This window comes from Thalassospiraceae bacterium LMO-SO8 (assembly GCA_031655335.1).
GTDB lineage: Bacteria > Pseudomonadota > Alphaproteobacteria > Rhodospirillales > Casp-alpha2 > UBA1479.
The window spans coordinates 1,609,684-1,625,264 of record CP134226.1 but is presented as its reverse complement, the minus strand read 5'-3'; the positions used below and the strand labels follow the sequence as shown (position 1 = coordinate 1,625,264).

General features: G+C 64.2%; 16 protein-coding genes. All 16 read left to right on the top strand.

The features are described from left to right. The 16 genes from RJ527_07835 (at position 1) to RJ527_07760 (ending at position 15,576) form a co-directional block, all read left to right on the top strand. Positions 1 to 885: an FkbM family methyltransferase gene (locus RJ527_07835; protein ID WND77642.1), complete on the top strand. Its 885-nt coding sequence runs from the start codon at positions 1 to 3 to the stop codon at positions 883 to 885. Next, a complete protein-coding gene (locus RJ527_07830; protein WND77641.1) occupies positions 882 to 1,922 on the top strand; it encodes a Gfo/Idh/MocA family oxidoreductase in 1,041 nt (346 codons plus the stop codon). Before RJ527_07835 ends, RJ527_07830 begins: the two co-directional genes overlap by 4 nt. A 5-nt stretch (positions 1,923 to 1,927) precedes the next feature. Then, complete coding sequence (locus RJ527_07825) at positions 1,928 to 2,728, top strand: class I SAM-dependent methyltransferase (protein ID WND77640.1); 801 nt, start codon at positions 1,928 to 1,930, stop codon at positions 2,726 to 2,728. After that, entirely contained in the window at positions 2,725 to 3,840 is a 1,116-nt protein-coding gene (locus RJ527_07820) for a histidinol-phosphate transaminase (protein ID WND77639.1), read from the top strand. Before RJ527_07825 ends, RJ527_07820 begins: the two co-directional genes overlap by 4 nt. Then, a complete protein-coding gene (locus RJ527_07815; GenBank protein ID WND77638.1) occupies positions 3,837 to 4,934 on the top strand; it encodes a Gfo/Idh/MocA family oxidoreductase in 1,098 nt (365 codons plus the stop codon). The genes RJ527_07820 and RJ527_07815 overlap by 4 nt, the downstream gene beginning before the upstream one ends. A 31-nt stretch (positions 4,935 to 4,965) precedes the next feature. Continuing rightward, positions 4,966 to 5,733, top strand: a complete 768-nt coding sequence (locus tag RJ527_07810; protein ID WND77637.1) for a 3-deoxy-manno-octulosonate cytidylyltransferase — start codon at positions 4,966 to 4,968, stop codon at positions 5,731 to 5,733. A 22-nt stretch (positions 5,734 to 5,755) separates the two neighbouring features. After that, positions 5,756 to 6,475 (top strand): SDR family NAD(P)-dependent oxidoreductase, encoded by a 720-nt coding sequence (locus tag RJ527_07805; GenBank protein WND77636.1) that lies wholly within the window; start codon positions 5,756 to 5,758, stop codon positions 6,473 to 6,475. Beyond that, positions 6,468 to 7,547, top strand: a complete 1,080-nt coding sequence (locus RJ527_07800; GenBank protein WND77635.1) for a 3-dehydroquinate synthase — start codon at positions 6,468 to 6,470, stop codon at positions 7,545 to 7,547. The genes RJ527_07805 and RJ527_07800 overlap by 8 nt, the downstream gene beginning before the upstream one ends. Beyond that, on the top strand, positions 7,544 to 8,506 hold the full coding sequence (locus tag RJ527_07795; GenBank protein WND77634.1) for a phosphoglycerate dehydrogenase: 963 nt from the start codon (positions 7,544 to 7,546) through the stop codon (positions 8,504 to 8,506). The genes RJ527_07800 and RJ527_07795 overlap by 4 nt, the downstream gene beginning before the upstream one ends. 260 nt (positions 8,507 to 8,766) lie before the next feature. After that, a complete protein-coding gene (locus RJ527_07790; GenBank protein WND77633.1) occupies positions 8,767 to 10,386 on the top strand; it encodes a hypothetical protein in 1,620 nt (539 codons plus the stop codon). Next, the gene (locus RJ527_07785; protein ID WND77632.1) at positions 10,383 to 11,171 is read left to right on the top strand and encodes a glucose-1-phosphate cytidylyltransferase; all 789 of its coding nucleotides are present in this window, start codon (positions 10,383 to 10,385) and stop codon (positions 11,169 to 11,171) included. The genes RJ527_07790 and RJ527_07785 overlap by 4 nt, the downstream gene beginning before the upstream one ends. 4 nt (positions 11,172 to 11,175) lie before the next feature. Beyond that, positions 11,176 to 12,240, top strand: coding sequence for a CDP-glucose 4,6-dehydratase (gene rfbG / locus RJ527_07780; GenBank protein ID WND77631.1), 1,065 nt, complete (start codon positions 11,176 to 11,178; stop codon positions 12,238 to 12,240). Further along, positions 12,237 to 12,680, top strand: a complete 444-nt coding sequence (locus tag RJ527_07775; GenBank protein ID WND77630.1) for a dTDP-4-dehydrorhamnose 3,5-epimerase — start codon at positions 12,237 to 12,239, stop codon at positions 12,678 to 12,680. Before rfbG ends, RJ527_07775 begins: the two co-directional genes overlap by 4 nt. Next, a complete protein-coding gene (locus RJ527_07770; GenBank protein WND77629.1) occupies positions 12,677 to 13,636 on the top strand; it encodes an NAD(P)-dependent oxidoreductase in 960 nt (319 codons plus the stop codon). Before RJ527_07775 ends, RJ527_07770 begins: the two co-directional genes overlap by 4 nt. After that, positions 13,633 to 14,538 (top strand): glycosyltransferase, encoded by a 906-nt coding sequence (locus RJ527_07765; GenBank protein WND77628.1) that lies wholly within the window; start codon positions 13,633 to 13,635, stop codon positions 14,536 to 14,538. Before RJ527_07770 ends, RJ527_07765 begins: the two co-directional genes overlap by 4 nt. A 102-nt stretch (positions 14,539 to 14,640) precedes the next feature. After that, on the top strand, positions 14,641 to 15,576 hold the full coding sequence (locus RJ527_07760; protein ID WND77627.1) for a class I SAM-dependent methyltransferase: 936 nt from the start codon (positions 14,641 to 14,643) through the stop codon (positions 15,574 to 15,576). The last annotated feature ends 5 nt before the right edge of the window (positions 15,577 to 15,581 follow it).

Genomic DNA, 15,581 nt, shown 5'->3' with positions numbered 1-15,581 from the left:
ATGCGACAGATCATCAAGTGCATTCTCGTTGGGCTGACCCGGTTGCTGACCTGGCCACTCGGCACGGGCGGCCGCCGCCGCCTGCTGCGCATCCTTCGCCAGGGAATGAAGACCGTCGGGTTCGATGAGGTCATCGAGGAAATTCCGACTGCGCGTGGAACGGTACGGTTTTACTGCCTGGGGGATCTTCCTTTGTGGCGGGCCAAGACGCTGCTGACCAAGGAGCCGGAAACGATCGAGTGGATCGACACCATCGAAGACGGCGCCGTCCTCTATGACATCGGCGCCAATGTCGGCGTCTATACGATCTATGCCGCGATCAATCGCAAGGTCCGCGTTCTGGCGTTCGAGCCTCTGGCCGCCAACTATTTTCTTCTCAACCGCAACATCGAAGAGAACCGGCTGTCGGACACGGTGAGCGCCTATTGCCTTGCCCTCAACGACACCGACGGGCTGGACAAATTTCACGTGCGGGATACTGGTTTCGGATCGGCCCTGTCGAGTTTTGCGGAAGCCATCGATCACAATGGTCAGCCCTTTGCCGCAAGCTTCGAACAAGGCATGATCGGCATGACCCTGGACGGCTTCATAGAGACGTTCGCGCCCCCTTTCCCAGATCACATTAAGATCGACGTCGACGGCATCGAGGACAAGATCGTGACAGGCGCGCGGCGGACCCTTTCCGACCTGCGTGTGAAATCCCTGTCCATCGAACTGGACGCGGCGCGGCCCGACTATACGGATGCCGTCGTCCGCGATATCGAGGCCGCGGGCCTGACTTTGATCAGCAAACGCCGGTCGGCGGAACTGGACGGCACGCCGTTCGGTAATATCTACAACTATCTGTTTCGGCGCCCCGCCGCGAGCGGAGCCTCGCAGACATGACCGCGGACAACCAACCTCTTCGCGTCGCCATCGCCGGCTACGGCGTCGTCGGCAAACGCCGACGGGAATTCATCGACACACATCCGGGGCTGAAAACCGTCGCCGTTTGCGACAGGGCCTTCGACGGCAATGGGCGATTGGATGACGGCGTCGCTTACTTCCAAACTCCGGCCGAGTTGCTGCGCCAGGATTTCGACGCTCTGTTCGTCTGCATGACCAACGATATCGCCCCCGACGTGACGATCGCCGGCCTGGAAAAGGGCGTGCATGTGTTCTGCGAAAAGCCGCCGGGGCGGACGGTCGCCGACATCCGCCGCGTGATCGAGACCGAGGCAAAACATCCGAAGCAGATTCTGAAGTACGGATTCAATCACCGCTATCACGAATCCGTCCGCGAGGCCCTCGCCATCGCGCGCAGCGGCGACCTGGGCCGCATCATCAACCTGCGCGGCGTATACGGGAAATCGCAGTTCATCAGTTACGGCCAGCATTCCGACTGGCGCACGGAACGGGCCATCGCCGGCGGCGGTATTCTTCTGGATCAAGGCATCCACATGGTCGATCTGATGCGCCTGTTCGCCGGCGAATTCACCCAGGTCCACAGCTTCGTATCCAACGACTACTGGCGCCACGATGTGGAAGACAACGCCTATGCCCTGATGCGCACCGACGCCGGGGTCGTCGGCATGCTGCATTCCAGCGCCACCCAATGGCGCCACCGGTTCTCGCTCGACATCACGTTGGAGAAAGGGGCGCTGATCCTCAGCGGCATCCTGTCCGGATCGAAAAGCTATGGCGCCGAGACCCTGACCGTGGTTCATGCCGGCGACGACGACCTCGGCGATCCCAAGGAACAGGTGACGCGCTACAACACGGACCCTTCCTGGGCCGACGAGATCGCCGACTTCGCCGATGCAATCGAGACGGGCCGAAAAATTACCGAGGGATCGTCCGACGATGCCTTGCGCACCATGGATCTCGTCTACCGCATCTATGCCGCCGACCCCGAATGGCGGGAACGCTGGAACCTGGACTGACGCCGTTGACCAACATCCATTATCAAACGCCCCACTTGGCCGCATACTTTGCGGCCCACCGGCGCTGCTGGGACGAATTCTATCCGTCCGAACGCTGGGTATTCGAACGCATCGGCGCAGCGCCCGGCGGGTTCGGACGCCTGCTCGACGTCGGTTGCGCGGTCGGCGGCCTGGGCCGCGCCCTTGAAGAGAAATTTCCGATCACCTCCTATGCCGGACTCGACATCAATGCTGCCGCCATCGATGCGGCGAAAGAGTTGCCGGCGCTGACGGCACCCGCGCGCTTTGAGTGCGGCGACATCGTCACCGCCGAAGAGATCGCCGACAACGCATTCGACACCGTTGCCTCCCTGTCCGTCGCCGACTGGAACGTGGAGACCGACGCCATCATCGCCGCCTGCTGGCGCAAGGTCGCGCCGGGCGGACGGCTGGTGATTTCCCTGCGTCTGACCGATCGCGCCGGAACCCGTGATCCGAACATCAGTTTTCAGCCGATCGTCCCATCCGAGGACTTCGCTCTCCCGGACGGGAGCGCAGTCGAAACCGCGCCTTATGTCGTTCTCAACGGATCGGAAGCCCTCGGCATGTTTCTCGGCCTGGATCCCGCGCCGACCGACATCCTTGCCTACGGTTATTGGGGGGCGCCGTCAAAAACCGCGACGACGCCTTACAGCCGCCTGGCCTTCGCCGTGATGTCCATCACCCGTGGCAAGACCGACAGCCTCAACCAGGACACGCGGCTGGAATGCCATCTGCCAGCGGCGGTGTTCGCCGGGCCGCTGATGAAAGGTGATATGAACAGATGACCGCCTCTTTCCCCGCCCCCCGCGTCGGCGTGCGCGACGAAGCTTTGGTCCGACCCGACTGGTCGACGCAGAGCGCCCGGCCCGAGGGCACCCTGTGGCTCGACCGCAACGAAAACATCGACCCCGATCTGGCCGAGATCACCAAGGGAGTTCTGCGCGGCCTCGACGCCCGCGCTCTTTACACCTACCCCGATCTGGGTGGACTTTACGCCAAGCTGGCGCGCACGCTCGGCACCGGCGGTGTGGACCAGCATGTCCTCGCCGCGGGGTCGGATGGTGCCATCCGCGCAACCTTCGAAGCCTTCGTGTCACCCGGCGACGTCGTCATTCACACGGCCCCGACCTTCGCCATGTATTCCGTTTATGCGCGCATGTACGCCGCCGACGCGCGCCCCGCGTTGTATGAAACCTCATTCACCGGACCGGCGCTCGACACGGAACGCCTGATCCACGAGATCGAAACAGCGTCGCCGCGTCTCGTCTGCCTGCCCAACCCGGATAGCCCGACGGGCACCGTGCTGGACGCCGCCACCCTGACGCGCGTGATCCATGCCGCCGGCGCGGCCGGCGCGGTGATGCTGATCGACGAGGCCTATTTCCCCTTCCACCCGGAAACGGCCGTCCCCTGGGTGACCGAGCACCCGCACCTGATCGTTACCCGCTCCTTCGGCAAGGCGTGGGGCCTAGCCGGATGCCGGGTCGGCCTGGCGGTCGCTCATCCGGACATGGCGCGCATCCTGCACAAGGTTCGCCCCATGTATGAAATCGGCGCGCTGTCGGCCAACGTGCTGGAGAACATGCTCGACCACGCGGACGCCGTGCAGGCGAGCGTCGCCCGGATCCTCGACGGGAAGGATTGGTTCATTGGCGAATTGCGCGCCATGGGCTATGAGGTTCTGTCGGGACACGGCAATTTCATGCATGTCGCCTTCGGCGAGGACGGTCCGGCAATCCATGCCGCGTTGGCCGACCGGGTGCTCTACCGGCAGGATTTTCCCAATTCGGTGCTGGCCGGTTACAGCCGGTTTTCCACGGCACCCAAGGAAATCATGGAACAGGTGGCGGGACCGATCCGCGCCGCCGTCGAACAACGGGAACATAAGCAACGATGAGCGATCAGACCTACAATGTCGCCCTGGTCGGATGCGGCCGCATCGCCGGACACCATTGCCGGGCCATCCGGGCAACGCCGGGTCTGCGCCTGGCCGCCCTCTGCGACCTCAAGCCCGAAGCCGCCGAACAGTGGATCGAAGGCGACGACATTCCCGTGTTCACCAACTACCACGACATGCTGAACACCCTCCCGGAGATTGATATCGTCGCGGTTATCACGCCTTCGGGCATGCACGCGGAACACGGTGCGGAGATTATCGAGGGATATGGCAAGCACCTGATTTTGGAAAAACCGACGGTCCTGCGGTTTTCCGACCTGCACCGCCTGGACGAGATGGCGCGCGCAAAGGGACGCCGTGTGTTTCCGGTCTATCAGAACCGCTACAACAAGGCCGTCGTCCGCACACGCCAGGCGATCAAGGCGGGCGAGCTGGGCGATCCACGGGTCATCACCGTGCGCGTGCGCTGGTGCCGCCCGCAACGCTATTACGATCTGGCGCCGTGGCGGGGCACTTACGCGCTCGACGGTGGCGCGCTGACCAATCAGGGCATCCACCATATGGACCTGCTGCGCCACTTGGGCGGAGAGGTGAAACGGGTCAACGCGCAGATGCGCACATTGGGCGCCGACATCGAGGTCGAGGACACCGTGACCGCCGTCATCGAGTTCGAATCCGGCGCCGTCGGCACGGTCGAGGTCACGACCGCGGCGCGGCCGATCGACTACGAGGCGTCGATTTCCGTCCTGGGCAGCGAGGGCTGCGCCCAGATCGGCGGTATCGCCGTCAACGAACTGCAAATCTTCACGCCGGACCCCGACGCCTGCACCGAACACAGCGAAGACTTTTCCGACTGTGTCTACGGCAACGGACACTACCGACTGTACGAAGACATGGTGACCGATCTGAACGGCGGCGCGCCGTACCCCATGGGTGCGGAAGAGACGGCGAAAACGCTGGCGCTGCTGCACGCCTTTTACGTATCGGACGAAAAGGGTGACTGGGTGTCGCCGGGCGAGGAATCCATCCGCCTGGGCCGCACCGGCGACCCGGTCGCGGACCTGTATCGCACCCCCGCGCCGGGCGCGGCATGACGATTAAGAATTGACCAGAACGGAGACATTCATGCCAAAAATCATCGGCATCGTACCCGCGCGCATGAAGGCGTCGCGGTTTCCCGGAAAACCCTTGTTCAAGATTCTGGGCCGTCCCCTTGTTGAGCACGTTTATCAGCGCGCCAAGAAATTCGACAAGTTCGACGGCCTGTTCCTGGCCACCTGCGACCAGGAAATCGCCGATGCCGCCAAGGATTTCGGCGCGCCCGTCATCATGACCGCCGACACCCATACCCGCGCGCTCGACCGCGTGGCGGAGGCAGCCGCGAACTGCGGCATCGACCTGGCGCCCGACGACATCGTCATCAACGTCCAGGGCGACGAACCGATGATGCAGCCGGACATGATCGAAGCGTCCTACCGGCCGCTGCTGGATGACCCCAAGGCTGATTGTACCTTGCTGGCGATGGCGATTCGGGACGAAGAAACCTATCGCGATCCGAACGCCCTGAAGGTGGTGTGGAACCTGCGCGGCGACGTGCTCTACACCTCGCGCACGCCGATCCCCTATTGCAAGGAATTCTCGCCGGAACTGGGTGCTGTGCGCATCTACGGCATCTTCGCCTTCCGCTGGCACTTCCTGCAGACCTTCACGAACTTGCCGGAATCACCCCTGGAACTGGTCGAGGCCTGCGACAGCAATCGCATCATGGACAACGGCTACATCCAGAAGGTCGCTCATTATCCGTGGCGCAAATCCTATTCCGTCGACTCCCGCGAAGACGCCGCCCGCGTCGAAGCGGCGATGAAGGAAGATCCGCTATGGGGCACCTATTGATCCGCACGGAAGGAGCCTGAACGTGCCCCAACCTCTTACCGGACGTAAGGCCCTGGTCACCGGCGGCACGCGCGGCATCGGCCGCGCCATCGCCGAACGCCTTGCCGCCGACGGTGCGGATGTGACGGTGACCGGGACCAAATCCGGCGGCACGCCGCCGCCGGGCACGGCCTATCTCGCTTGCGATTTCCTGGATGCCGCGGCGACGGCCGCCTTCGCGGATACGGTCACGGCGCTGGACCTCGATATCCTGATCAACAACGCCGGCATCAACAAGATCGCCCCCTTCGCCGAGATCGATCCCGCCGACTTCGCCGCCATCCAGCAGGTCAATGTGACCGCGCCGATGATGTTGTGCCGGGCCGTCATTCCCGGCATGCGCGCGCGGGGCGGCGGCCGCATCGTCAACATCGCGTCAATCTGGGGCGCGATTTCGAAGGCGGAGCGCGCGTCCTATTCGGCAAGCAAGTTCGCGATCGACGGCATGACCAAGGCGCTGGCGGCGGAAGTCGCGGCCGACGGCATCCTCGCCAACTGCGTCGCTCCCGGCTTCATCGACACGGAGATGACGCGCACCGTTCTGGGTGAACAGGGGATGGCGGACCTCGCCGCCCAGGTGCCCATGAAGCGCGTCGGAAAGCCCGAGGAAATCGCCGCCCTGGTCGCCTGGCTGGCCGGGCCGGACAACACCTATATAAGTGGTCAATCCATCATCATCGACGGCGGCTTCACCAATGTCTGACACGCTCACGATCCAATCCCACAAGGGCCCTTACGACGTTCTGTTCGGGGATGATGCCCGCAGCGGATTGACCGCCCTTGCGGCCGGCGGCCGGCCGCTGCATGTGATCGTCGACGAACGGGTCGCGGCGCTGCACACAGACCGGCTGGCGCCGCTCCTGGCCGGGCCGTCGGTCCTGCGCCTGGAAGCCACCGAGACCAACAAGTCGCTGGAAAAATTTCCCGCCTACGTCGACCATCTGGTCGGCAAGGGCATCCGGCGCGACCATCTGCTGGTCGCCATCGGCGGCGGGATCATTCAGGACACCACCTGCTTTCTCGCCGCGACCATGCTGCGCGGCGTCGACTGGGCGTTCTGCCCGACGACACTGCTGGCCCAGGCGGACAGTTGCATCGGCTCGAAAAGCTCGATCAATTCGGCGTCGGCCAAGAACATCCTCGGCACATTCACCCCGCCTCGGACGATCTATCTCGACGTGGCGTTTCAGGACACGCTCGACCCGCGCGACGTGCGCTCCGGCATCGGCGAGATATTGAAGGTGCACGCCATCGACGGGCCCGACAGTTTCGCCGCCCTGGCCACCGATTACGACCGCCTGTTCAGCGAGCCGGACCTGATGTTGCGCTACGTCCGCCGGGCGTTGGAAATCAAGAAAGCCTACATCGAAGACGACGAATTCGACCGCGGTCCCCGCAACATCTTCAATTACGGCCACACCTTCGGTCACGCCATCGAGGCGGCGACGGATTTCGCCATCCCCCACGGCATCGCCGTGACCATCGGTATGGACATGGCGAATTTCGTGTCGTCGCGCATCGGCGACGGCACGGAAGATCACTTCCGCCGCCTGCACCCGACCCTGGCGGCGAATTACGACGGCTTCCAATCCCACCGGGTGCCCTTCGATCCGTTCCTCGACGCAATCTTGAAGGATAAGAAGAACACCGGATCGGGGTCCGTCACCATGATCCTGCCGGGCCCCGACGGCCGCGTCGCCAAGGTGACTCACGCGGCGGACGATGAATTCAAAACGGCCTGCCGGACATTTCTGGAAGACGTCCGCGCCGCATGACCCCCAACAGCATCCCCGTCGCCGTCACCTCCCGGTCGTTTTCCAAGCACCCGGAGCTGCGCCAGGCACTCCTGGCGCGCTATCCGAACACGACCTTCAACGACACGGGCGCGAGCCTGCGCGGCGACGCCCTGATCCGGTTCCTGAAGGGTCATGAAAAAGCGATCACCGCGCTGGAGCCGCTCGATGCCGCCGTGTTCGACGCCGTGCCGGAACTGCGCGTCATCGGCAAGTACGGCGTCGGGCTCGACATGATCGACCTTTCCGCCATGCAGGCGCACGGCGTGAAACTGGGCTGGACCGCCGGAGTCAACCGCCGCGCCGTCGCTGAACTGGCGCTCGGTTTCGCCCTTTCCCTGATCCGCCGCGTGCCGGAATCCCTCGCCCTGGTGACCGGCGGCGGATGGCGGCAGGTGTCCGGGCGCCAGCTGAGCGGGCGCACGGTCGGCATCATCGGGCTCGGCCATGTCGGCAAAGATCTGGCGACCCTACTGCGCGCGTTCGACTGCCGCGTCCTGGCCCACGACATCGTCACCGATAAGGGTTTCTGCGCGCAGGTCGGTGTCGAAATGACAAGCCTCGAAGATCTTTTGGAAAGAAGCGCCGTCGTCTCCATCCACCTGCCCCTCGATGACAGCACACGCGGCTTGATCGGCGCTGCCGAACTGGCCCGCATGCCGGCGGGTGCGATCCTGATCAACACCGCGCGCGGGTCCATCGTCGACGAAGCGGCGCTGGCGTCGGAGCTTCGGTCCGGCCGCCTGGGCGCCGGCGCCTTCGACGTGTTCGCCGCCGAACCGCCGACCGACAATCCGCTGATCGGCCTCGACAACTTCCTCGCCACGCCGCACATCGGCGGCAGCACGGAAGAAGCCATCCTGGCCATGGGCATGGCCGCCATCGACGGGCTGGACAACGCGGGCGATCCGATCGCCGTGGCCCGGGGACAAACGCCATAAGCGCAAAGATTATCATTGCCGACGCCCGACGGCTTGCCGACAACCCGTCCGCGGCGGGCGATATCTCGGCGGCAACCGCGTGGTACTTCGGCGACGATCACGCACGCTACTGCGCACTGCGTGACCGGCTGCCCACGACGGTCGTCTGGGGAAACACCGGCCAGCGCCTGAACGAGATCGCCGAACGCAACACCGATGCCTTCGTCAATCTTGCCGACCAGTTCCGCATCGACGATTGGGAGTGGTGGGAAAGCCGCAACATGGCGGAACGGGGTCCCCTGTCATCTACCTTCACGGTCGAATGCTGCCGCATGGTGCTGTTCGGCGAATGCCTGGAAGACGGCGGCATTCATCTATTCATGGTCGAGGCATGCGACCTCGCCCGCCTGCTGGTTGACGAGGGTACGCGCCGGGGTGCGGCCGTTTCCTGGGTCGGCCCGAGGGCCCTGTCGCGCGGCATCGGGCATATCGGCCGCCAGGGCATCGCCGCCCTTCGGTTTGCCCGGACCGCCTTGCGCCGGGCCGGGCGGCTGCGTCGGCTGCAGGCCCTCAGGCGGCGTCATCCGCTCGACCTGAAAAGACTGGCCGCCTGCGACGTGCTGTTGGCCGCATGGACCGCGCCCGGCGATTTCCCGCGCCAGGGCACGCGCGACACCGCCCATTACATGGGCGCACTCCCCCGCCGGCTTCGCGACGCAGGCCTGAAGGTCGGCTATGTCGCCCTGCCGCTCGATTGGGTTTACGACGGGGACACGATTCAAAATGATGCGGCCGCCAACAACGAGGCCGTGATGCTGGCCGACGATGCCGTGACCTTGGGCGCGCTGTGGCGCGCCGCCGTGACGGGGATGCGGGGCCGCGCCCGCGCCAAACCGGACATGGCCGTCGCCGGACATCGGCTTGCCGCGGTCGCCGACATGGTGCTGAACCGCGAACGATTCGATTGGCGCGCCGTGAATGCGCGCCTGCTGGTCGAGGTCGGCCCCTTCCTCGCCCGACACGGCTGCCGCCCGAAAGCGGTCTGCCATGTATACGAGAATCAAACCTGGGAAAAAGGACTGCGGTCCGGATTGCGCCACGCCCTGCCGCAGACGCGGATCGCCGGGTTCCACCAATCGCCGTTTTCCAAGATGTATCTCAACATGCTGCCGTCGCGGACGGAAATTGCGGATGGCCGCTGGCCCGACGTCGTTTTCACCCATGGTGCGCGCAGCCGCCGACAACTGGCATCGACAGGTGCGCCACAGACGCGCGTCATCGATGCGGGACTGTGGCGCGAGGGCTCGTTCATCCTTCAGCGCGTGCCGGGCACGGGCACGCACGGCAGACTGATCGCCGCCACCGGCGTGGATTTTCAGGAATGCTGCGAACTGGTCGCCAAGGCGGCGGCCGCGGCGGCCGGCGGCGAATGGTCCTTGCTGGTCAACTTCCATCCTGCGACCCAACCGCCGTTCCGTGACGACATCCGCCGATTCCTCGACATGCGGGGCCTGGCCGGAGCGCATGTCACGTTCACGGAACAGTCCATCGCAGACCTTCTCAAGAGCGGGGCCGACGCGATCCTCTACACCGATACCAACGCAGCCTTCGAAGCGGTATCCAGCGGGGCACGGGCGATCAATGTCGAGCGCGACCATGCCTTGTCCTTCGACAAACTGCCCGATGGGCTGTCCCGGCGGCTCTATACCGTCACGGAAATTCGCGCCGCGCTGGACGACCTCGCGGACGAGGCCGCGTGGCCCTCGACGGATGCGATCGACGCCGCGTTGGCTGACTGCTTTAGCTCAGCCGACGTATCCGAGGTTCTGTCGGCTTTGGATCTGGGCGCCGCGCGCGGCTCTCTCGCACCTCCCGCAACAGACAAGGTGATGGAACGATGAAAGTGGTAGTTCTCTGCGGTGGCAAGGGTACGCGCATCCGCGGCGTGGCCGACGATCTGCCCAAACCCATGATCCCCATCGGTCCTTACCCGATTCTGTGGCATATCATGCGGGGGTACGCCGCCGCCGGGCACAAGGACTTCGTCCTCTGCCTCGGCCACAAAAGCGGTGCGATCAAGGATTTCTTCCTCAATTACCGGACCCGCGTCGCCGACTTCACCATCGACTTCGCGCGCGAGCGGGCCTTGGAATTTCATGGTGCCGAGAACGCCATCGATTGGCGCGTGACCATGGCGGAGACCGGCGAGGAAACCTTGACCGGATCACGGGTCAAGCGCATCGAGCGCTATATCGGCGACGACGAGACCTTCATGCTGACCTACGGCGACGGGGTCTCGGATGTCGACATCGCCGAATTGGCCGCCTTCCATAAATCCCATGGCAAGGTGATGACCGTATGCGGTGTGCGCCCGCCGGGCCGCTTCGGCGAGATGGAACACGACGAGACGGGCGCCGTCATCGAATTCAACGAAAAGCCGCAAGCCACGGGCGGGCGGATTTCCGGCGGGTTTTTCGTGTGCGACCGCCGCCTGTTCGATTATTTGGACGGCGGACGTGACGACGTGGTGCTGGAAACCGAGCCCATGCGCCGGCTCGCCGCCGCCGGAGAGATGATGATGTACCGGCATGACGGTTTCTGGCAGTGCATGGACACCTTCCGCGACTACGCGCTGCTCAATGAGCTGTATGAAACAGGAAAAGCGCCATGGCTGAGCGGTACCTGATCCGATGACAGATTTCTCCGTTTTCAAGAATCGCCGGATTCTGATCACCGGCTCGACCGGGTTCAAGGGTAGCTGGCTGTCCGCCTGGTTGGCCGACCTGGGCGCCAGCGTCACGGGCCTGGCCTTGCCGCCGGCACCGGATGCGCCGCTGTTCGACCAACTCCGCCTGGCCGAACGTATTGACCAGCATTTCATCGACATCCGGCATTTTGATCCCGTCGCCGAACTGTTGGATCAATCCAAGCCGGAGATCATCATCCATCTCGCGGCCCAGGCGCTGGTGCGGCGGAGCTATGCGGAACCGCTCGAGACGTTCCATACCAACGTCACGGGCGGCATCAACCTGCTGGAGGCCGTGCGCCACACACCTTCCGTGCGCTCTCTTGTCTTCATCACGTCCGACAAATGCTACCGCAACATGGAGTGGGAGCGCGGCTATCACGAGGACGACCTTCTGGGCGGCCCCGACCCTTACTCCGCCTCCAAGGGGGCGGTCGAACTGGTCTTCAGCGGTTATCAGGAATCATTCTTCCGCGCGCGGGCCGGTCTGGTCGCCGCAACGGCACGCGCCGGCAATGTGATCGGTGGCGGCGACATGTCGATGGACCGCATCGTTCCCGACTGCATCCGCGCCCTTCGCGCCGGCGATCCGGTGATCCTGCGCAATCCCATGGCGACCCGGCCATGGCAGCATGTGCTGGAGCCCCTTTCCGGATATCTCGCCCTCGCTGCCCGCCAGTTCACCGGCGACGATGCGGCGGCAGGAGCATGGAACTTCGGCCCCGACGCCGAGAACGTGCGTCCCGTCCAGGATCTCGCCGAGACCGCCGTCGATGTCTGGGGATCTGGTGACGTCCGCGTCGAGCAGGACCCGAACGCACCGCACGAAGCGACACTTCTGATGCTCGACAGCACCAAGGCAAAGGACGGGCTTGGCTGGTATCCGCGCTGGGATTTTGCGACCGGCATCACGCGCACGGTGGAATGGTACAAGGCCGTGGACGGCGGCGCCGACCCGATCGAGGTCACCCGGGCACAGACCGCCGAGTACGAAAAGGCCGACGGATGAGCGGCGGCGTCATCGTGACGCCGCTGAGGATCATCGCCGATGCACGGGGCGCGGTGATGCACATGCTGCGCGCCGACGCGCCTCAGTTTGCCGGTTTCGGCGAGATCTATTTTTCCATCGTCAATCCGGGCGCCGTGAAAGCCTGGAAGCGGCACCGCGAGATGACCTTGAGCTTGTGCTGCGTGTCGGGGGCGATCCGATTGGTCGTCGCGGACGTGGATGCCGGGATGATCCGCGAGATCACGATCGGCCCCGATCGGCCCGAAACCTATGCCCTGGTCACCGTGCCGCCGGGATTGTGGACCGGGTTCACCTGCATGGGCGCGGCGCCGGCGATCCTGGCCAACTGCGCCAGCATCCCGCACGACCCGGCGGAAGCCGACACCCTGCCCGCCGACACGGACCGCATTCCCTATTCCTGGGCCCTGCCCGCGCAATGACCCAAACCGCCATCATCACCGGCACGTCCAGCTTCGTCGGCGCGCATCTGGCGCGCGCCTTCGCCGACGCGGGTTACGCCGTGACGGCAACCCATAGCAGGCCGCGCGACGCCTACGACGGCATCCGCGCCCAACGCCTGGATTTCGCCGCGCAAAGTGCCGGCCTGGCGCAACTTGACGTGACCGACGGAACCGCCGTCAGGGCGCTCACGGGCCGGGTGCGTCCGACGGTCTGGGTCCACCATGCGGGGCATGCCGCCGATTACGCCTCACCCGATTATGATGCGGCGATGGGCCGGACCGTGAACGTGCAGCCGCTGGAGGCGATCTTCGCCGCAATGGCGGAAACAGGCGGCGGCGTGATCATCACCGGGTCATCGGCCGAGTACCCGCCCAGCGGCGACGCCAACCACGAGGACGACAGCGGCGAACCGGAAACACCTTATGGCCTGTCCAAACGGGCCGAGACGGAACGGGCCCGCACCCTTGCCGCACGGACCGGCGTGCCGACACGAATCGGCCGGCTCTACATCCCTTTCGGTATGCTCGATCACCCGGCCAAGCTATTGGCCCAGGTGATCGCCGGGCTTCGGGCCGGCACGCCGGTCGACCTTTCGCCCTGCACCCAACGCCGTGACTTCATCGGCGTGGCGGACGTTTGTGACGGCTGGCTCGCAATGGCCCATGATCTTGGACGCGGCGGCTTTGACATCTTCAACATATGTTCTGGCGAGGCGACCGAACTGCGCGCCCTGCTGCTTGCCGTCGCCGATGCCCTGAGGGCGGACGATCGCTTGCTCCGGTTCGGGGCGCGGCCCATGCGGCCGGGCGAACCCCCGATCTCGTTCGGCGACAACACGAAGGCGCGGCGCATGCTCAGCTGGACGCCGCGCGCCCTCGACAGGGCGCTCCGTGAAGACCTTATCCAGCCCTCGATGAGCGGCGCTCCGTCATGACCCAGCCAAAAGTGACCGTTCTGATGTCGGTCCTCAACGGAGAGGATTATCTCCGCGAGGCTATCGACAGCATCCTCGCGCAGACCTTCACGGACTTCGAGTTTCTGATCATCGACAACGCCTCGACCGACGGCACCACGGCCATCATCGCGTCCTATGACGACGCGCGAATCCGCTGCATCCGAAACGACAGCGTCCTGACGTTGACGCAATCCCTCAACAAGGGATTGGAGATCGCGCAAGGTACGTACGTCGCCCGCCTGGACGCCGATGACGTCGCCTTTGCGGATCGCCTGGACAAGCAGGTGCGGCACCTCGACGGCCATCCCGATGTCGCCCTGGTCGCCAGTGCGGCCACCGATTTCGGCAACGGCACGCCGCTGCCGGGCGTCCCGAGCCCCATTCCGCCCAAGGACCACGACCAACTGATGACCGAGTTGGCGCGCACCAGCGTTCTCGCCCATTCATCGATCATGTTCCGACGCCGCGAGGCGCAGGATATCGGTGGCTATCCGGCGGACTACACCTATTGCATGGACTATCTTCTGTATTTTCGGCTTGCGCGCCGTCATCGGCTTGCGGCGCTGCCCGAACCGTTGGTCGCGATCCGCGCCCACCCAGCGCAGATCACATCATTACCGGCTTGGCGTCTGCGCCGCGAGCAGGAGGCCGCGGCGGCGTTCCAGGAAATCCTGTCCTATCCCGAGCTTTCCGATCCCGCCCGCCGTAACCTGCGCCGCTATTTGGCGCTGACGGCATTGCGGCTGACCGTACTGTCAATCCGCCAATTCCATCCCATCGATGCCCTTGTGTGGCTGGGGCTAGCCATGATTAAAACGCCCGATCAGTTGTTTCCCGTCTGTGGACTGGCTCTGCGAAACATGCTGTTTCGCACCCGCTAAAAAATTTGCCCCCCATTACCGAGTGAGCATATGCGCCCTGAGCATCTAAAACACCTTCGCTGCCCAAGCACCTACGCCCCTCTTGATTTGAAAATTGAAGAGATGGTCGATGGCCGGGTGCGCACAGGACGCCTGTATTCCAAAGCGGACGGAGCGATCACCGAGTATCCCATCATCGAATTCATTCCCCGTTTCGTATCGTCGGAAAACTACGCCACGAATTTCGGGTTTGAATGGAACCTGCACGCGCGGACCCAGTACGACCACGTGTCCGGCCACACCATGACCGAGGATCGATTCTTCGAATTTACAGGCTGGCCACGGAACCTCGAAGGCGAGGTGATTCTCGAGGCTGGATCGGGATCAGGCCGGTTTACCGAACAGATGCTGGGCACCGGAGCGACCGTCATCTCGTTCGACTTCTCGGATGCCGTCGACGCCAATTACAAATCCAACGGCGAGCATCCGAATCTGCTGCTTGTCCAGGGCGATGCCTATCACATGCCGTTCAACCGCGCTGCGTTCGACCGCATCCTGTGCTTCGGCGTGCTCCAGCACACACCCGATCCGGAAAAGACATTTCTCTCTCTGGTGCCGGCGCTCAAACCCGGCGGCCATCTGGCGACCGACATCTATCTGAAGTCGATCAAATTCTGGCTTCTGAATACCCGCTACCTTGTGCGCCCGTTCACGCGCAACATGGATCCGGAACGCCTTTATCGCTGGTGCAAGGCCTACATCGATTTCATGTGGCCACTGGTCCGCCTGTTGCGCCGCATCCCCTTCGGCCAAGCCATCATCTGGCGCCTTCTGATCGCCGACTATTCAGGCAAAATGCCCAATGCCACCGACCAGACGCTGCGCGAATGGGCCTATCTCGATACCTTCGATATGCTCTCTCCGCGGTTCGACGCACCGCAAACGCCGTCGACTTTCCGGCGCTGGCATCAGAAAGCCGGGTTGGAGGACATCGTCATCCGCCTGGGCTCAAACGGTGTCGCCGGAACCGCCCGGCGCCCCCTCTCCAAGGCCCCCTAGCCGCA

Excerpts from the sequence above, each read along its gene's own strand:
- RJ527_07785 (WND77632.1), top strand. The coding sequence starts at position 10,383 with ATGAAAGTGGTAGTTCTCTGCGGTGGCAAGGGTACGCGCATCCGCGGC.
- RJ527_07765 (WND77628.1), top strand. The coding sequence starts at position 13,633 with ATGACCCAGCCAAAAGTGACCGTTCTGATGTCGGTCCTCAACGGAGAG.
- RJ527_07795 (WND77634.1), top strand. The coding sequence starts at position 7,544 with ATGACCCCCAACAGCATCCCCGTCGCCGTCACCTCCCGGTCGTTTTCC.
- RJ527_07830 (WND77641.1), top strand. The coding sequence starts at position 882 with ATGACCGCGGACAACCAACCTCTTCGCGTCGCCATCGCCGGCTACGGC.
- RJ527_07810 (WND77637.1), top strand. The coding sequence starts at position 4,966 with ATGCCAAAAATCATCGGCATCGTACCCGCGCGCATGAAGGCGTCGCGG.
- RJ527_07760 (WND77627.1), top strand. The coding sequence starts at position 14,641 with ATGGTCGATGGCCGGGTGCGCACAGGACGCCTGTATTCCAAAGCGGAC.
- rfbG (WND77631.1), top strand. The coding sequence starts at position 11,176 with ATGACAGATTTCTCCGTTTTCAAGAATCGCCGGATTCTGATCACCGGC.
- RJ527_07770 (WND77629.1), top strand. The coding sequence starts at position 12,677 with ATGACCCAAACCGCCATCATCACCGGCACGTCCAGCTTCGTCGGCGCG.
- RJ527_07800 (WND77635.1), top strand. The coding sequence starts at position 6,468 with ATGTCTGACACGCTCACGATCCAATCCCACAAGGGCCCTTACGACGTT.
- RJ527_07820 (WND77639.1), top strand. The coding sequence starts at position 2,725 with ATGACCGCCTCTTTCCCCGCCCCCCGCGTCGGCGTGCGCGACGAAGCT.
- RJ527_07835 (WND77642.1), top strand. The coding sequence starts at position 1 with ATGCGACAGATCATCAAGTGCATTCTCGTTGGGCTGACCCGGTTGCTG.
- RJ527_07775 (WND77630.1), top strand. The coding sequence starts at position 12,237 with ATGAGCGGCGGCGTCATCGTGACGCCGCTGAGGATCATCGCCGATGCA.
- RJ527_07815 (WND77638.1), top strand. The coding sequence starts at position 3,837 with ATGAGCGATCAGACCTACAATGTCGCCCTGGTCGGATGCGGCCGCATC.
- RJ527_07790 (WND77633.1), top strand. The coding sequence starts at position 8,767 with ATGGCGGAACGGGGTCCCCTGTCATCTACCTTCACGGTCGAATGCTGC.